This window comes from Sphingobium sp. CECT 9361 (assembly GCF_918741285.1).
Taxonomy (GTDB): Bacteria; Pseudomonadota; Alphaproteobacteria; order Sphingomonadales; family Sphingomonadaceae; genus Sphingobium.
Window position 1 is genome coordinate 22,372 of sequence record NZ_CAKKNC010000006.1, and the last position, 17,077, is coordinate 39,448.

Annotated in this window: 11 protein-coding genes; 4 read left to right on the forward strand and 7 right to left on the reverse strand. The window is 59.8% G+C overall.

Annotated elements, in window-relative coordinates:
* Positions 1-18 precede the first annotated feature (18 nt).
* The 4 genes from LQ220_RS10525 (at position 19) to LQ220_RS10540 (ending at position 6,483) form a co-directional block, all read left to right on the forward strand.
* Positions 19-1,824 (forward strand): DUF885 family protein, encoded by a 1,806-nt coding sequence (locus tag LQ220_RS10525; RefSeq protein ID WP_230188252.1) that lies wholly within the window; start codon positions 19-21, stop codon positions 1,822-1,824.
* A gap of 655 nt (positions 1,825-2,479) precedes the next feature.
* On the forward strand, positions 2,480-4,303 hold the full coding sequence (locus tag LQ220_RS10530; RefSeq protein WP_230188253.1) for a toll/interleukin-1 receptor domain-containing protein: 1,824 nt from the start codon (positions 2,480-2,482) through the stop codon (positions 4,301-4,303).
* A 106-nt stretch (positions 4,304-4,409) separates the two neighbouring features.
* Positions 4,410-4,826, forward strand: coding sequence for a hypothetical protein (locus LQ220_RS10535; RefSeq protein ID WP_230188254.1), 417 nt, complete (start codon positions 4,410-4,412; stop codon positions 4,824-4,826).
* A 52-nt stretch (positions 4,827-4,878) separates the two neighbouring features.
* Complete coding sequence (locus LQ220_RS10540; protein ID WP_230188255.1) at positions 4,879-6,483, forward strand: TRAFs-binding domain-containing protein; 1,605 nt, start codon at positions 4,879-4,881, stop codon at positions 6,481-6,483.
* Here the strand turns inward: LQ220_RS10540 and LQ220_RS10545 are convergent.
* From LQ220_RS10545 to LQ220_RS10575, 7 genes are all read right to left on the reverse strand, one after another.
* Positions 6,478-7,176: a Crp/Fnr family transcriptional regulator gene (locus LQ220_RS10545; protein WP_230188256.1), complete on the reverse strand. Its 699-nt coding sequence runs from the start codon at positions 7,174-7,176 to the stop codon at positions 6,478-6,480. The genes LQ220_RS10540 and LQ220_RS10545 overlap by 6 nt on opposite strands.
* Positions 7,177-7,382: 206 nt before the next feature.
* Positions 7,383-8,033 (reverse strand): hypothetical protein, encoded by a 651-nt coding sequence (locus LQ220_RS10550; protein WP_230188257.1) that lies wholly within the window; start codon positions 8,031-8,033, stop codon positions 7,383-7,385.
* An 18-nt stretch (positions 8,034-8,051) separates the two neighbouring features.
* Positions 8,052-8,855 carry a hypothetical protein gene (locus tag LQ220_RS10555; protein ID WP_230188258.1) on the reverse strand — a complete coding sequence of 268 codons (804 nt, stop codon included), beginning with the start codon at positions 8,853-8,855 and terminating at the stop codon, positions 8,052-8,054.
* Between the two features lie 24 nt (positions 8,856-8,879).
* Complete coding sequence (locus tag LQ220_RS10560) at positions 8,880-9,590, reverse strand: hypothetical protein (protein WP_230188259.1); 711 nt, start codon at positions 9,588-9,590, stop codon at positions 8,880-8,882.
* Positions 9,591-9,674: 84 nt separating this feature from the next.
* Positions 9,675-11,957 carry a hypothetical protein gene (locus LQ220_RS10565; RefSeq protein WP_230188260.1) on the reverse strand — a complete coding sequence of 761 codons (2,283 nt, stop codon included), beginning with the start codon at positions 11,955-11,957 and terminating at the stop codon, positions 9,675-9,677.
* A 555-nt stretch (positions 11,958-12,512) separates the two neighbouring features.
* Entirely contained in the window at positions 12,513-13,934 is a 1,422-nt protein-coding gene (locus LQ220_RS10570) for an efflux transporter outer membrane subunit (protein ID WP_290369032.1), read from the reverse strand.
* Positions 13,931-17,074 carry a multidrug efflux RND transporter permease subunit gene (locus LQ220_RS10575; protein WP_230188262.1) on the reverse strand — a complete coding sequence of 1,048 codons (3,144 nt, stop codon included), beginning with the start codon at positions 17,072-17,074 and terminating at the stop codon, positions 13,931-13,933. Before LQ220_RS10575 ends, LQ220_RS10570 begins: the two co-directional genes overlap by 4 nt.
* Positions 17,075-17,077: the final 3 nt, after the last annotated feature.

Genomic DNA, 17,077 nt, shown 5'->3' on the forward strand with positions numbered 1-17,077 from the left:
TCCGATCCAGGAGCACCCATGCATCGTCGTGAATTTCTCGCATCCGTCAGTGTAGCAACCGTCGTTGCCGCTGTGCCGCATTTCGCGAAAGCCGCTAGCGGCCTGCGCGATGCCGATTTGCGCGCGATGTTGGACCAGTTCTTCTACGCCCGTCTGGAAGATAATCCTGAGCAGGCAACGTCTTTGGGGCTGGATGTCGGCCCTCGTGCCGGGTTGAAGGCGAAGCTGGGTGACGCCTCCCGTGCAGGCCAGCAGCGCCAGTTCATCCGTGCGAAACAGGAGCTGGCCGCGCTCCGATCGATCCCCCGCGACGCGCTCGGCGATGCAGCGAAGCTCGATTACGACATTGTCGAATATAGTCTGGAGCGCGTGCAGGCCGGTGAGCGCTATGATTTCGGTGCAAGCGCCGGTCGTTTTGCGCCTTATGTGCTGACACAATTGACGGGCGGTTATCGCGACGTACCGGACTTTCTGTCCAACCAGCATCGCGTGGCAAATGCCAGCGATGCCGATGCCTATGTTCAGCGAGTGGAGGCATTTGCAGGCGTCATAGATGCGGAGACCGAGCGACAGCGCCAGGATACCGCTAAGGGCGTGTTCGCCCCCGATTATATTCTCGACACGACGCTGAAGCAGATCGCTGCGGTGCGGGACAAGGCACCCGAAGCGACTGGACCGGCGACCGATCTGGCCGCGAAACTTCAAACGGCGCAACTGCCGCCCGAGCGCGCACAGACAGTTGCGCGCCTGATGCGCGAGCAAGTGTTCCCGGCCCTCGATCGGCAGCGCGCATTGGTCGCCGAACTGCGCGGAAAGGCCGTGCATGATGCAGGCGTGTGGCGGCTTCCGGACGGCGATGCCTATTATGCCGCTGCAGCAAGCGCGGCCACGACCACCGATATGACCGGGGATGAGATTCATAAGCTTGGGCTTGCACAAGTGGCCGAAATCGGCGCGCGGCTGGATGGCCTGCTCAAGACGCAAGGCCTGACCACCGGCAGCGTTGGCGATCGGCTGGTGGCGATGAACAAGCGGCCCGATCAACTCTATCCGAATACCGATCCGGGCCGGGAAGCTCTGCTGGAGCAACTACGCGCGCAGGTGGCGGCAATGACGAAGCGTCTACCCGAACAGTTTGCGGTGCTGCCCAAGGCGCCGGTCGAAGTGCGGCGGGTGCCCGAAGCGATCCAGGCAGGCGCGCCCGGCGGCTATTATCAGTCCGCCTCACTCGACGGGACACGGCCTGCGATCTATTTCATCAATCTGCGCGACACGTTCGACAGGCCCAAATTCGGCTTGGCGACATTGAGCTATCATGAAGGCGTGCCGGGCCACCATCTGCAAGTCATGTCTGCGCTGGAGAGCAGCGAGATACCGCTGATCCGGCGCCGTGGGTTCTACTCCGGCTATTCCGAAGGCTGGGCGCTTTATTCCGAACAGCTCGCTGACGAAATGGGCATGTACGATGGCGATCCGCTGGGTCAGATCGGCTACCTGCAATCCTTACTGTTCCGGGCAACGCGGCTCGTGGTCGATTCCGGCATGCATGTGAAGCGGTGGAGCCGGGAAAAGGCGACCGACTATCTGATCGCCACCACGGGCATCGCGCGCGGGCGCAGCCAGGGCGAAATCGACCGATATACCGTTTGGCCCGGCCAGGCCTGCAGCTACAAAATCGGCCATACGGTATGGACGGAGCTACGCGACGAAGCCAAGCGCAAGGCAGGAAAACGCTGGGACCCCAAAGCATTCCACAGCGTCCTCACCTTGGGTGCGATGCCGCTGACCGTATTACAGAAGGTTGCGCGCGAACGAATGGCGTGAGCCGCACCGGCGTCATTGGATAATAGGGTTTACGTCTTCGCACGCCCACGGATCGCTAGCGCGATCAGCCGGTCCTTGCTTTGGAAAGCTTTGCGAAGCGTGCGCTGTTCCACATCAGCGCTCCGGCATAGCGTACGGACGTCTGAACCCCTCGATGCCCGCCTCCGCAATCATGCACCAGCTTCAGTCAAACAGCGCGGTAAAGCCATGGTCCACTGGCACATTAATCGTCGCGGCGGCAAGGATAGTCGATTGCGGTGACGACCGCTGCCCCCAACATTGCCGTCGTTCGCAGCGCAAAAGCCGCCGACAGTATCTGCCATACATTCGGGTTCGGTCTGTGGGGGTGTGGATGATAGGAAGGGGCGTTTTCGGAATCGCGGCTCCCGGACACTATAAGCCGGACACTATAAAATAGTGGATTTGCGCTGCCATTCCATAACCGGAGGGGCAAACAGTCGTCGTAGCTTGTATGGGACCGCTGCTGCCAGCATAACACCGCAGAGATTGTGAAACATAATTAGCTTTATAGGCATGCCCAAGGTCTGGCATTGGCATAAACGAATAACGCGAATTATTATATTTCATAGACAGCCTTCGCGGGCGTCATAATCGCGCTTGGGAAACATATGTGCAAGTTTGCGGTGTTGTCCTTATGAACAGGGTATCGATGGGGCACGACTATTACGCCTTCATAAGCTACAGCCACAGCGATGAGGCGATCGCCAAATGGCTTCACAGGAAGCTGGAAACATATCGCTTCCCATCAAGGCTAGTCGGCAAGATGACCGGCTTCGGCCGGTTGCCCCGCAATTTGGTTCCGATTTTTCGTGACAGGGAAGAGCTGTCCGCCGGATCATCCCTGCCTGAAAAGGTGCAACGGGCGCTAGCTGCTTCGCATGCGCTGCTTGTCATCTGTTCACCCGATGCAGCTGCCTCCGCCTGGGTCAACCGGGAGATCAAGGAATTCAGAGCGCTGCACCCCGAACGGCCGATTCTGCTCGCGCTGGTCGACGGATCGCCCGAAACGGCCTTTCCCCCTGCGATTGCGACGGGCGAGGCATTTGCCCCCTATGAACCGCTCGCATCGGATCTGAGGCCGGAGGGAGACGGCCGGCGCCTCGGCCTGCTCAAATTATTGGCGGGACTGGTGGACATTCCACTGGGCGATCTGGTGCAGCGCGATGCGCAACGCAAAATGCGCCGCGTGACGACTGTCACGATAGTTGCGCTGCTGGCTGTGGCAATATTATCGACGTTAACAATCATGGCAGTTCAGGCCCGCTATGAGGCGGAGCGTCAACGGGCCTCGGCGGAAGGTTTGATAGAATTCATGCTTACCGATTTGCGTGAACGGCTGGAAGGTGTCGGCAGGCTGGACATATTGTCGGCAGTCAACAGCCGCGCGCTTGACCATTACCGGCGACAGGATCTCGACCGGCTGCCAGTATCCTCGCTGGAACGGCGTGCGCGCATCCTGCTGGCTATGGGCGAGGATGACGAACAACGCGGCGATTTCGTCCGCGCGCTTGCCCAGTTCGAGGAAGCGGCGCGCACCACCGGACGATTGCTGGAACAGGATCGTGACGATCCTGAGCGCATTTACGCCCACGCCCAGAGTGAATTCTGGTTTGGCCTCATCGCCTGGCGCACCCAGCGGGTCACGGCGGCTCAAAAGGCGTTCGAGCGTTATGAGCAACTGGCGAACCAGCTCGTCGAACAGGAACCCGCAAAGCCTGACTGGCTGATGGAGGCGGGCTATGCGGCGAGCAATCTTGGCACTTTATTGCTGCGCGATCGTGGAGACGCGCCCGCCGCCGAGAAACGGTTCCGCGCCTCGCTGATCCGGTTCGAGAAAGCGCTGGCCATGAAGCCGGAGGACGACAGCGTAAAATGGGACATCGCCGATTCCCATGGATGGATCGCCGACGCTTATCGCGCCCAGCAGCGCTATGCCGATGCTCTGGCCGAGCGACAGCGGCAGGCCGATATTCTCAAAGACCTGATCGTAAAATATCCCCGCAATGTTCAATATAGGCGCGGGTGGCTCAGCAATGATATGGGCACTGCCTTGGTCGAATTGGACTCGGGCGCCACCATCGAAGCGGAGAAGCGCTTGCGGGAAACCTATCGCAGGGCAACCGAGCTGGCGGCGATGGACCGGGCCAATGACAATCTGAAAAAGCAGCAGATAGCGACCGGCCTGTTTCTGGCAAAGGCGATCCTGCGCAACGCTCCGTCCCTGCCGCCTCCCGCGCGCCGGGAATGCAGCCGCCTGCTAGCGGACTGCACTTCTGCCACAGCGCGTGGCGACGCGGAGATCGGACAGTTTTGCGAACTTCTCACCGCTCGGTTGGAGCGGCGCAAGCCGAGCATCCAGTTGGCCGATATCGCGGTAAAAGGACAGTTTTCTCCACGGTGGGGCATCGATTTTTCGGCCGAATTCAGCGATGACAATATTAGTGGGGGAAAAAAATGAACGCACAGGCAACCACTCACACCGAACGGAGGTTATAATGTCGAGCCAGATTCTTCCTATTGCTCCATCCGACAAAGACGAGTCGTCATCTAGAAAGCAGATCATCATGATCCTGCAAAATATCGACCCGCTTAACCCCGTCGCCCGCTTCGTCCCGGAACGCTGCGACAGGGACGGATGGGGACCGTTCGATATCAATACCGCCACGGTTACCGGCGGACAGGCGGAAGAAGTCAGCGTCCGTGTCGTGATCCTGCAGGATAATCTGGTGTTCATGACCGGCGAAGAGGATGTGACCGCGGGATGCGCGACTTCGCAGAAATATTTGCGGCGCGTTTCTCATCCCTCTTCCGAACCGGCACGGGATCTCGAATTCCTTATCGCCCCCCTTGGTCCCAACGATCGGGAGCTGCAGTTCAATCTGGGACTGATCGCTTTCGGAGAAAAAACCGATAGCGACGGGAAGCCTATCCGCTGGCGCCTGCCTTTCATCCTCGACCCCAAAATTCGCAATATGAGTTAATTGTGGGAATGCATTCGCTTGATCCGGGTATCGCTTCGTCAGCGAGTGGTCTGTGAGCATCGGACAACGGCGATCCTTGCTGCTGCCGATAATCGCATATGCACGGGCAGGCGCGCTGGATCATGCCTGGCGCCTTTTTCAGCAGGCTGGGCTCGATCGCCAAGACGACGATCCGCGCGCGCTCAGCCTCAAGGGGCGGTTGCTTAAGGATTTTGCGCTGCGTTCCGCCGGTGAAGAGAGGTTGCGCTTCTATCGTGAAGCAGCGGCGGCCTATCAACACGCCGCTGAAATCGGGCAGGCGAGCTACCCGCTCATCAATGCGGCAACCCTTTCGATGCTGGCCGGAAATGAAAGCAAGGCCGGCATGCTGGCGACCCTGGCAATCGACAGGATCAAGGCCAATCCCGATGAGCCGGAGACGCCCTACTATCATGCCGCCACCATCGCCGAAGCACTCCTGTTGCTGCGGAGGGAGCCGGAAGCCCGCGCGACGCTGAGGGATGCAATCGCGCTTGCACCCAGAGCGTGGGAAGATCACGCATCGACCCTCCGCCAGTTCGCCCTGATTCTGGGAACGCAACAGGCGTCGAGCGAATGGCTCGATGCGCTGCGGCCGCCGCGTTCGCTGCATTTCAGCGGTCATATGTCATTCAGCGCGGAAGCGACGGATGACGCGCTTCTGGCGCAAATCGCCGGGATGATCGCGGAAGAGAATATTGGCTTCGGATTTGGGGCGCTTGCTGCCGGAGCAGATATCATCATCGCGGAGGCTTTGCTGGAAGCGGGTGCCGAAGTTCATGCGATATTGCCCGGAGGGGTCGAGGCGTTCGCGGCGCGTTCGGTCGATCCGTTCGGTTCGGCATGGCGCAAGCGCTTTGACGTTGTGCTGGAACGGGCCGAAATGATCCGCCCAGTGCGTCCGCTGGATAGTCTGCCGGACGAGGCGGTGATCGACACCGCTGCCATCATAGCGATGGGTCTGGCTATCAGACACGCACAAGGGCTGGAGAGCGAAGCGATTCAGTGTCTGGTGGTCGATCCCGACCAGCCGCACACGGCGTTAGGCGCATCGACGACACGGGCTGCCGATGCCTGGAACCGGGCGGGGATGCGCCAGCGATTGATCACGGCCTCACGGCAAAACATCCTTGTGGACCATCATCACGCAGAGCCGGAGGAAAAAGCGCAACGCGCTTTCGCTATGCTGGCCATTGGATCGCGCGAAGCCACCGGCGATGCCCTACCGTCCGAAAGCGAACTGGCGAGCCTTCACGAAGCGGTCGCCGGTCTGCATCCGGCAATGCCGCCATTCTGGTCGGGCAAATATCTCATACTGACGTTTCAGCACCCGCAGGATGCTATGGATGCTGGAGCGAAGCTGAGCCGGGAAGGCTGGGCCGTCGGAGGAGATTTTTGCGTCGGCCTGCCAATCTTCGACCCTTTTACCGGGAAGCAGCGCTTGCCTGCGCACTCGATTGCCGCCTGCTGCGGCGCGTGCGCGTCCTCGATGGACGGTGGTTTTCAGGCCACGGAAGATCTCGCCGCGACGCTCATCCTCCAGTCGCCCGGCAACTGCATCGCTGAGCTGGTCGGCGAATTCGCACCCGCCAATGGCGAATTCCCGATCCCGCTATTCTCCTTGCGTCCCCACCTATAGGATCATTTCTTCCAGCCGGTCGGGCGCGACGATGACCAGACCGTCGCCGTCGCGGCGGATCAATCCGCGGCGGTAGAGAGCATTGACGGTGCGCGACACGGTTTCCCTTGTGGTTGCGACCTGCAACGCCAGTTCGGAAAGCACGGGCGTAGGGCGGATTGTCATATCGCCATTTTCCCGCGCGCGCTGGAGGAGTTCTGCATGAATGCGCCCAACCGCGCTGAGCGCCGTACGCTCGTACATCCGGCGGGTCGTCTTGCGAAGACGATGAAGCAGCATACGGGAAAGCGCGAGACCGATACATCCGAACTGCTCGGCCAGCATGGCGAGTTCACCGGCATCTATGACCAGCGCAGTGACATCGCCGGCGGCAATGACATCGGCGTCCTGCGGTGTTCGGTCCGCTTCTTCGAGGGCTCCAAAAAGCTCGCCCTGATGATATTCGTGCAGTAAGATCACCTGGCCGTCGACAGAATAAAAGAGCGCCTTGGCAAAGCCCGACACGATAAGATAGGCGAGACCGACAACGTCCCCCTGCCGCAGGATCACGCTGCGCGAACGGAAGTTGTTCAGCCTCCCCGCGCGCGCGACCATTGCCGCGATTTCGTCCGAACAGGCAAAGGCGCTCGCTACCGCGGCGATTGCCGTTTCGTCGGTTCTGGAGGAAAGCGTCTTCATGCGGGGGACAGGCATAGCCGTCCTACCGTCAAGTGCAACGGAGCAGCGGTCCTGATCATCCCGAAATTCATGGATGAAGCCATCCTGTACAGATATCGCTTTCAGTGCTCTATCCTGTCCGGTCATAGTCCGGAATGCACTAATCGTTCATTCCCGGACGTGGTTGACGCAGTAAACAGCTCCCCCGCGCGCAACGGAGGAGCTGTACATTACCGCATGCTTCAACAGTGCGAAGAGGCTTTCTCCAGAAAGCGCTCATCCGTGATCGAGATGCCTGGCGAGGTTACAACCGCGAAAAATACGGTCTGCCCCGTCACGATTTCGACCTTGTCCGGCTGAGCCTTGCCGTCGGCGATCATGACGATCGTCCCGTCGCCCAGCTTTGCCCGCCATTTCCGGACGTCAGCCTCGCATTTGCATGCCGGATCGACGACCTTGACGACACCGCCAATGCCGCTGCCATAGGCGTCTTTCCAGCTATATTCGCCGGGATGTCCAAAGGCGTGGCTATAGCCGCATTCATTGGTCAGGCGGCCACTGTCGAAAAACTCGTGATCGCCGGCGATGACGAAGGGCGGGACATCGGCGCTGACGCAGTTCCACAGAACCAAATCGCCGACATCGATCGTCAGTTCCTTGTTGTCGGGCGCATATTGTGCGCTGCGTCCCTTGATGAAGACATTATGCTGCTTCATCTCGCCAGCCTTATCGCCGTCCTTGACGACAATCATATAGGGCCGGTCGTCATTGAGCGCGGCTGTGCCCGCAGGCAGGATGTGATAGGGATATTTCCCCGGCCGCATGAACCGCTGGGCATAGCAATCCGTGCGGCGGATGGCGCGGCTGTCGAAGATATTCTGGTTCATGTTCATGATGAAATTCCTTTCCTGTCAGGCCGAAATATCGGCGGTGAGGACCAGTTCATCCTCGGCGCCATTGTGCGCGACCGAGGCGGCGATGGCGTCGATGACGATATCGACTTGGGGATCGACGGCGCTTTGCGCAGGCAGCACTGGGAAGAGCTGGGGTTGATCGTAGATCGGGATTTTGATCCCGCTTACGAAGGGCGTCAGTATCGGCCCCAGAAAACCGGCCAGACCTGCTATGCCGATTGCCAGCAATATCGCGTTGACCGCCAGCGCCAGAAACGGCCCGATGAACGGGATGGCCAGCAGGATCGGCGTGACCGCCAACCCGATTGCCGCCAGCAGCGCTGCTGTGGTTGCGCCGAATTGCAGGTTGGGGATGCCGACGATTACCGCTTGCACCTTCCAGACGCCGCCAACGAGACTGATGTCGAGCCGGAAATCGGCATCGGCCTTGATGAAATCGGCAAAATGCACTGGAATGCTGATCGTCGGCCAGTCGATGCAGATCTTCGGCGTGCAGACCCTGCCGACACAGGGTATGTTGATACACACCTGCGGCAGGCAAAAGTCCGGCAATATCGTGCTCAGGTCGATGCCAAAGCTGAAATTAATATCCCAATCGACCCGCAAATCGTCGATCCGGATGATGTCTGGTGGAATGAGGTCGACATCGCCGTTGGTCAGGCTTGCGCTGACCGCATAGCTGGCGACGAACGGCCCCAGGCTGCCCGAACCGCTGTCCGATTGTAGGGGAATGAGGCTGATCGCCGTGTCCAGCAATGTGTTGGCACCCGCTTCATCGAGCGCCGCAATAATCTCTGCCATGATATATCTCCTTGCCCGCAGCGCTCAAAGAGTGCCGCGCATCTTGATCTGATCGTCCTCGATTAGCGGGCCGACCGTGGGAACGAGCTGGAACGCGCCTGCGCGCAAGGCCCGCAGCGGCAGACGGATTTCCGCCAGCACCGCCTGCAGGATCATGAAGAGCAGGCATTCAAGGAAGGATTCGAGGTCGGTGGGCTTGATATCGACAATCTCGACCTGATCGACCGCGAGTGCGATCGCATCCTCTCCGTTCGACGCCATCACATGCTCCAGATGGCCGATCAGGAAAACTTGCAGCTTGAAACAGGTCAGTTCCGCGATCGGATGGGTATCACGCGGCTTGTCCGGATTGTTCGGATTGTCGCCATACGTCGGGCTGTTCGGCCGCGGCGGCTTGGGATCGATCCGGATCTTGCGGCAATCAATGCAGAGTTCCGCATCCAGTCTGCCGCTGAACTGGCCCGGCCCCAAGACCAGTTCCGGCGGCAACGGATCGGTCTGCTTGAATAAGTCGATACGGGGAACGCCAAGGCGTATCCGCCAGTTGATGCCGCCCGGAATGCCCGGAAAGGGGATTCCGGGCATCGCCGTTTCCGCAACGGTGGTGACCGGTACGAAGCTGGGCGATCCATAAACCAGATAGCGCGGACGATCCGTGCAAAAAGCGGTGATGAGGTCGTTCAGCGCCGTTTCGTGAACGCTGGCGAAAACGGCTTCTGCTTCTGTGAGACTCATGATGATTCTCCTTTCATGGGTGAGAAATGCGCCAGACGGGATGGTCGGAGAGTCCCCGCTCACCCCGCCTGGCTTGCCGTCGTCCTAGTCAGCCGGAGTGAGGGCGAAGGCACGCAGGGAGACCTGTGCCGGGTCGGCTGCGCGCGGCGCATCAAACTGGCTAAGGCGGCCATAGCCGTCGGTCGCCAGCGCATAGACGCGCAGGGCCTCGCCGAAAGCAGCCCGGATGCAAGGGGCTTGCCCGGCCGGCAGGGCCTCGGTGAACAATGTCGCGACCGGCAGGGTCTTGCTGAACTGATCGCCCGCTCGCACGAAGCCGTTTGCGGATGCCGCATCGACATGCCCCACCGCGCTTGCCGAAGGCAGAAGCGTGGCGACGCGGCCGACGTCGAAGTCGAAGCTGGCATAGTTTCCGGGCTGGCTGGCGCGGAAGGCGATTGTGACCGCCGCACCGGGCTCATATTCCAGGAAACCGCAGGGCGTGTCATTTGCGCCCGGTGCCACCGTCACCGGCAATATGGTTCCGAAGCATTGGCGATTGTCGACATGCAGCACCAGACGATAAGCGACTGCATGGCCGGCGCCGTCGAGCAACAGTCGATCGTGCACGGCGGGCTGTGTGACGTAGGTGCCTTCGGTGAGCGGTGCCGGATCGACGATCTGGTTGATGCCGACGCCTTCCGCGGTGAGATCGACTCTGGTCATTACCCCGGCAACCTTGCGGAACAGCTCCAGCTTCAGTTCATATTTTCCCGGAGCCAGCCCTTCGGTATTCAGATAGGCGCTGGCGAGGTCGAACCCTTCGTCGAGGATTTCCCAATCTTCGCCACCAGCGGGCAGTACCGGGTCGATCTCGACGAAATAGCCCGTCACGCCCGGCGCGGGGCCGATCTGAAGCGATTTGTAAACGACCGGCGCGCCCGGAGGTGTCGCTTCACGGTAATGCCGCGATACAGGGGCATCGATCACTGTCCAATCAGCTTCGGACGCGCTTCCGAGCGTGCGGTAGGACCAGCGATAATGGGTGATGTTCGCAGGGACCAATCCGTCACCAAAGTCGACGCGCGGTTCGAGCGTTGCGCCGAAAGGAGACTCCTTCGTCGCATCGATCCAGCCAGACTTGACAGTTCCTGCCTTGGCGGGGTCCGCCGACGGGTCAGCCAGCGAAGGTTCGCGGTTGATCTCGCCCATGCTGACCTGACGGCCGATCGTCTTGACGACGATCTGCTTGCCAAGCACCTCCGTACCGGTGCCGCAACCTGGAACGCGCGGATCGGTGACCGTGATCTTTACCTCGGTATTGCAGGGATAGTTCCACCATATATGGCAGGGAATGGGCGGGCGATGGACCGTCGTCCATGTGCCGCCGATCGAATATTCCACCCAGAAATACAGGTCCGGCTTGTCGCCTGAGCAGGGATACCAGATGGTCGTTTCGAAATGGCCGTCATCGTCGGTCATGACCACGCGCAGTTCATCGCAGCGATAGAACCAATGGTGTAACCAGGGCCAGCGGCAAATCCACGGGCGGATGATGGTGAGATTGTCGACGAGCGCGCGGCGCACCACCGTCACCGATTCCGACAGCAGGCTGGAAAGCATCGGCTGCGAAAGCTGAGTGAAGGCAGAGGACTGACCGAAGCGGCCCGCGAGAAGAGGCGCGTCTACTGGCGGGTCCGGCTGCGGATTGAATGCAACCTTATCGCCCCGCGATCCGCTGACAATCTGCCTGACCTGAGTCTTTTGGCGCAGGCTTGCAACATCCATAGAGGCGATTCGAATATCGTTGAGCGGTCCGGGATCGGGAATCGGGATTTTCGGCTTCGGGATCGGCTGGCGCAGAATATCCAGCAAGTCGTCGCGAATACGAATGATGTCGAGATCGGGCAGGCGCCAGAGGATGAACGGCAGCCGGTCGACTTCGCAAATATGAACGCGCGCATTGCAGACCGGCGCTTCGACCACCACGCCGCCCGCCGAAACGGTGCGTTTTACGATACGTCCGCGCACTCGGCAGATGCACAGCGGCCAGTGCGGCCAGAGAATGTCCGGAATGGGCGGCAGCTCATAGACCGGGCGTTGCGGGTCAAAGCGCCATTGCGGCTCAAAGGCATCCATCTGCTCCAGCGCCTGGAGCGAGGGCGGCGCCTCACGCTTGCCGTCAAACGACGGGCCGATTAATAGCCGGGCACCCTTTGCCACGCGTTCGACGGACAATTGAGCCTTGCCGTTTTCCACGGGCGCGGAGCCGAGCAGTGCGCCCGCCCGGTCGAACAGATAGGCCGTTATGGGGATCGGTTTGTCAGGTCGTCCCTCGAAATCGACCGCTATGGTGAAACTTGTGGGTTTTACGCTTTTGCTTTCCATGGCTGGATCTCCTGTTTGAGGGCATGCGCCCCCGTTTCGCGAAGCGCTTTGCGTTTGCGCGATTGGTCCATCATCGTCAGAGGCAGGGTGAACGAAGCACGCAGCTTTCCCTCGCCACAATCATTGTGTGGACGGACACAGTCTCTGACTTTCTCGTTGTGTTTTTATCGCCACCATCACGCGTGCGGTGGCTGATTAAAGCCGGAGCAGCGAACCCAAGGAAAACGCCGGCCTATGGACAGATCACTTGTCCACGATGCAGATAGTAAACCTATGTGAGGGGGTTGAGCGTGATGGATGTCACGCCCGATGTCATGAACAGAATCAACGGCTTATTATGGACGAAATTCCGTATTGAAATACGATAGGCCGCCCGATTTGGTCGATAAACGCCAACATATCAGCCATAGTCCGCGCTGAAATCAATATTCTGAAGTCCGTTTATCCAGTCCCGCTATTTCCCGCATTTGGATGCAGTTTTGACGGCGGATTTGAATGTCTTCGCTGACCCCGGTTTGCGCCCGGTTTAATCAGGGCCACGCAACGTTCTAGCCCTTATTCAATTAAACCCCCACCAAGCGCGCGATACAGACCGATCGCATTGGACAGACTATCATGCTGGAGGTCGAGCAGCGCCCCGCGTGCAGCGAAATCTCCGCGCTGCGCGTCGAGAAGCTCAAGCCGACCATCAACGCCTGCGCGATAGCGTAAAGCGGAAAAACGAAGGCGCGCCCCGGCGCTTGCGGCCGCCCGCCGCTGCGCCTCCATCTGTCGGTCGAAGGTCGCGCGCCCTGCAAGCCCATCGGCGACTTCGCGAAACGCGGCCTGGATCGCGCGCTCATAGCTGGCGATCGCGATCGAACTACGAACCTTTGCAAGATCGAGGTTGCCGCGAATCTGGCCGCCTTGGAAAACGGGAGCGGTTATCTGCGGGACGAACGACCACGCACGATTGCCCCCGCTGAACAGATTTTCCAGGGCGAGGCTCGAAAAGCCAAGCGCTGCCGTGAGCGACAGGCGCGGAAAAAAGGCGGCCCGCGCGGCACCGACATCGGCGTTGGCGGCAACAAGTTCATGCTCGGCCTGCCGTATATCGGGCCGATGAATGAGCAGGTCAGATGGCAGGCCAGCCGGCAAATGCGTGCGAATGCCCTGCATCCCGAGTGCGCGCGGTGCGGGCAGATCTTGCGGAAGCGGACTTCCGACCAGCAGCGTCAGCGCATTGGTCGCTTGGGCGAGCGCACGCCTGCGCCCTTCAAGATCGGCTTCTGCCTGGCTTACTTGCCCCTCAGCCTGCGCGATATCCAGGCCGCTGTTCTGCGCAGCCGCATGCATGCGGCGAGCAATTTCGAGCGAACTGCGCCAGTCCAGAAGCGTTGCTTCCGTCAGCTTTAGCTGTTCCTCTGCCAGACGTTCGTCGACATAGGCATCCGCGACCGCGCCGATGAGTGAAATCCGTGTCGCACGCCGCCCTTCATCGGTGGCCAGATAACGCTCAAAAGCGGCCTGAGACTGAGATCGCAACCGGCCGAAAAGGTCGATCTCAAAGCTGGTAAGCGCTGCCTGAGCCGTAAACTGTTCGAACTCGAAACCGGTTTGGCCTGTGCTGGTGTTGCCACCGCCTATCGATGCACCTGCGGTTGCGGCAGGTGTTCGTTGCCTGCTGTAACCTGCACTAGCCTCGATCGCAGGCAGCCCCGCGCCGCGCTGCACACGATACTGCGCGCGCACAGCCTCGACATTGAGCGCGGCTATGCGCAGATCGCGACTTTCATTCAAAGCCAGCGCGATCAGCCGCTGAAGGCGGGGGTCGGGAAACGTTTCGCGCCAGTGCAATTCCGCCGCGTTACCTAGATCGGTTGCGTGTGCGCCCGGAAAGGCTGCTGAAACAGGCGCTACCGGAATATCCAGCCGGGGGTTCATCGAACATCCTGCAAGAAGCACGGCCGACAAAAGAGATGTGGTGCGCCATCTCATGCCAGGAACTCCCTTTCGGGGGCAGGCCGTCCCTTTTGCCCCGCCCTGCTGCGCTTCCCAAGTTTGTCTGCAAGGCTCAGAATCACGACGAAGAATACGGGGACGAAAAACACCGCAAGGACAGTCCCCGTGATCATCCCGCCAAACACGCCCGTACCGATTGCGTGCTGTGTCTCTGCGCTGGCACCGCCAGCAACCATCAGCGGGACGACGCCCAGGGTGAACGCCAGACTAGTCATCACGATGGGACGGAGCCGGACTTTTGCCGCTGTCGACGCTGCCTCTGTCAGACTCATTCCCTGCTCGCGATACTGTTTGGCAAACTCGACAATCAGGATCGCATTCTTGGCAGAAAGGCCGATGATCGTGATCATGCCAACCTTGAAGAAAATGTCGTTGGGCATTCCGCGCAGCATGACGGCCGCAATCGCGCCTATCAGTCCCAGCGGAACAACAAGCATCACGGACAGTGGTATCGACCAGCTTTCATAAAGTGCAGCCAGCACCAGAAAGACGACCAGCATCGACAGCACGAGCAGCATCGGCGCTTCTGCACCGGCCTGCTTTTCCTGCAAGGACTGTCCGGTCCATTCAATCGCAAAGCCCTTGGGGAGTTGGGCTGCAAGCCGCTCCATTTCGGCCATGGCATTGCCGCTTGAGACACCCGGCGCCGCCGTGCCAGCGATCTTCATCGAAGGATAGCCGTTGTAACGCGTGAGCTGGAGCGGCGTCTGGCCCCATTTCGGGGTCACCACTTCAGAAAGCGGCACCATCCCGCCCGTGTCGTTGCGGACCTGAAGTTTCAGCACATCGGACAATTGCATGCGAAACGGCGCGTCAGCCTGGATAATAACCTGCTGCATCCGTCCACGCTCAGGAAAATCATTGATATAGAACGATCCCATTGCAGCCGAGATGGTCTCGCTGATGGTCGCGAACGAGACACCAAGCGCTTGTGCTTTTTGGCGGTCAATATCGAGTTCTACACTCATGCTATCGGGCAGGTTCTCGGAATAGACGCCTGTTACCAACTTGCTCTGTGCGGCGGCTGCGATCAGCTGCCGCTGCGCGGCGAGCAGCGCTGCCTCTCCCTGATTGGCGCGGTCCTGCAATCGCAACGAGAAGCCGGACGAATTACCCAGTTCCTCGATCGCCGGCGGCATCAGGCTCATGACCTGGCCCTCCGGCACATGGGCCATCGTCTTGGTCGCGGCTGCGATTTCTGCTGTTGCCGTTTCACCATTACGGTCGCCCCAATCCTTTAGCATGGTGAACGCCATGCCGACATTGGAGCCGGAACCGGCAAAGCCGAAACCGAGAATGGTTTCCACGTCCTTGGTGCCCGGACGTGCCATGGCATGGTCCTCGTACCGCTTGACGATGTCGAGCGTCCGCTCTTTGGTGGCATCGGCCGGAAGCTGGAAAATTGTCAGGAAATAACCCTGATCCTCTTCGGGCAGGAACGCGGTGGGCAGGCTTGTAAAGCCGATAACCATCAAGCCGACGACAAGCGCGAACCCGGCCATGGCCCTGCGTGTATGGCGCAGCAGCTTTCCAAGCCAGCTGCAGTAACGATCAACCAGCCGCGAAAACAGGTTATCGAACCCGGTGAAGAACCGGTTCTTCTGCTGATGGCCATGAACGGGCCTGAGGATCGTTGCACACAGCGCGGGCGTGAGCGACAGCGCCAGAAAGGCAGAGCACAGGATCGAGACCGCCATGGACAGCGAGAACTGTCGATAGATTGCGCCAACAGAACCAGTCGCAAAGGCCATCGGGATGAACACGGCCGACAGGACCAGCGTAATGCCGATCACGGCACCCGTGATCTCCTCCATCGCCCTGATCGTGGCCTCTTTCGGCGACAGTCCATGCTCGACCATCAGCCGCTCGACATTTTCGACCACGACGATTGCGTCATCAACGATGATGCCAATCGCCAGTGCCATGCCGAACATTGTCAGAACATTGATCGAGAAGCCGGCGAGCAGCATCACGGTAAAGGTGCCGAGCAATGCAATCGGCGCGACGATCGCTGGAATGAAGGTGTAGCGAATATTCTGAAGAAACAGGAACATCACCAGAAAGACCAGCACCATTGCTTCGACGAGCGTCGTGGCAACCTTCTCGATCGATATCTTGACGAAAGGCGCGGTATCGAATGTGACGGCTGCCTGGACACCGCGGGGCATGGCTCTCTTGAGCTCTTCCAGTCGCGCGACCACGGCCTGCTGTGTCTGCACGGCGTTCGCACCGGGAGACAACAGGATGGCAATGCCGGCGCTGGGTTTGGCGTTATTGCGTACCGAAAAGCTGCTGGTCTGGGCGCCAAGTTCCACTCTGGCTACGTCACCCAGCGTGACACTCGATCCGTCAGCTTTCGCTTTCAAAATCACTGCAGCAAACTGTTCGGGCGTGCTGAGCTGACCGGTGGCCGTTAGCGGTACTGTAACCCGTTGCCCCGACACTGCAGGGGAATCGCCAAGCTTGCCTGGTGCGATCTGGATGTTTTGAGCTGCTATAGCGGCGGTGACATCGCCGATCGACAGATTGTAGGAAAGCAGTTTCATCGGATCGAACCAGATCCGCATCGCCTGCTCGGATCCGAACAATTGCGTACGACCGACTCCCGGAATCCGCTTGATTTCCGGAATGACGTTGCGCGCGGCATAGTCGCCCAATTGGACCGGGTCATGGCTTCCGTCCGGGGAAAAGAGATCCACGATCATCAGGAAGCTCGACGAGGCCGCTTCCACTGTTACGCCGGTTTGCCGCACCATTTGGGGTAGGCGCGGTTCGACAGTTTTCAGCCTGTTCTGAACGTCCACCTGCGCTAGTTCGGGGTCGGTGCCGGGCTTGAAGGTCGCCGTGATAGACGCCTCACCAGAGGTATCGACCGAAGATTCGAAATAGAGCAGGTTCTTTACACTCGACAGCTCCCGCTCGATCAGGCTGACGACATTGTCGTTCATCGACTGCGGAGTAGCGCCGGGATAGCTCGCATTGATAGTGACCGACGGCGGCGCCACGGTTGGATAGCGGGCAATCGGAAGCTGTGGGATGGCAATGAGCCCGACCAGCACGATCGCGATGGCTATCACCCAGGCAAAAATCGGGCGGTTGATGAAGAACTGAGGCATGGG

Coding starts and splice junctions, on each gene's coding strand:
- LQ220_RS10530 (WP_230188253.1), top strand. CDS start 2,480: ATGAACAGGGTATCGATGGGGCACGACTATTACGCCTTCATAAGCTAC.
- LQ220_RS10525 (WP_230188252.1), top strand. CDS start 19: ATGCATCGTCGTGAATTTCTCGCATCCGTCAGTGTAGCAACCGTCGTT.
- LQ220_RS10550 (WP_230188257.1), bottom strand. CDS start 8,033: ATGAACATGAACCAGAATATCTTCGACAGCCGCGCCATCCGCCGCACG.
- LQ220_RS10565 (WP_230188260.1), bottom strand. CDS start 11,957: ATGGAAAGCAAAAGCGTAAAACCCACAAGTTTCACCATAGCGGTCGAT.
- LQ220_RS10535 (WP_230188254.1), top strand. CDS start 4,410: ATGATCCTGCAAAATATCGACCCGCTTAACCCCGTCGCCCGCTTCGTC.
- LQ220_RS10560 (WP_230188259.1), bottom strand. CDS start 9,590: ATGAGTCTCACAGAAGCAGAAGCCGTTTTCGCCAGCGTTCACGAAACG.
- LQ220_RS10575 (WP_230188262.1), bottom strand. CDS start 17,074: ATGCCTCAGTTCTTCATCAACCGCCCGATTTTTGCCTGGGTGATAGCC.
- LQ220_RS10570 (WP_290369032.1), bottom strand. CDS start 13,934: ATGAGATGGCGCACCACATCTCTTTTGTCGGCCGTGCTTCTTGCAGGA.
- LQ220_RS10545 (WP_230188256.1), bottom strand. CDS start 7,176: ATGCCTGTCCCCCGCATGAAGACGCTTTCCTCCAGAACCGACGAAACG.
- LQ220_RS10555 (WP_230188258.1), bottom strand. CDS start 8,855: ATGGCAGAGATTATTGCGGCGCTCGATGAAGCGGGTGCCAACACATTG.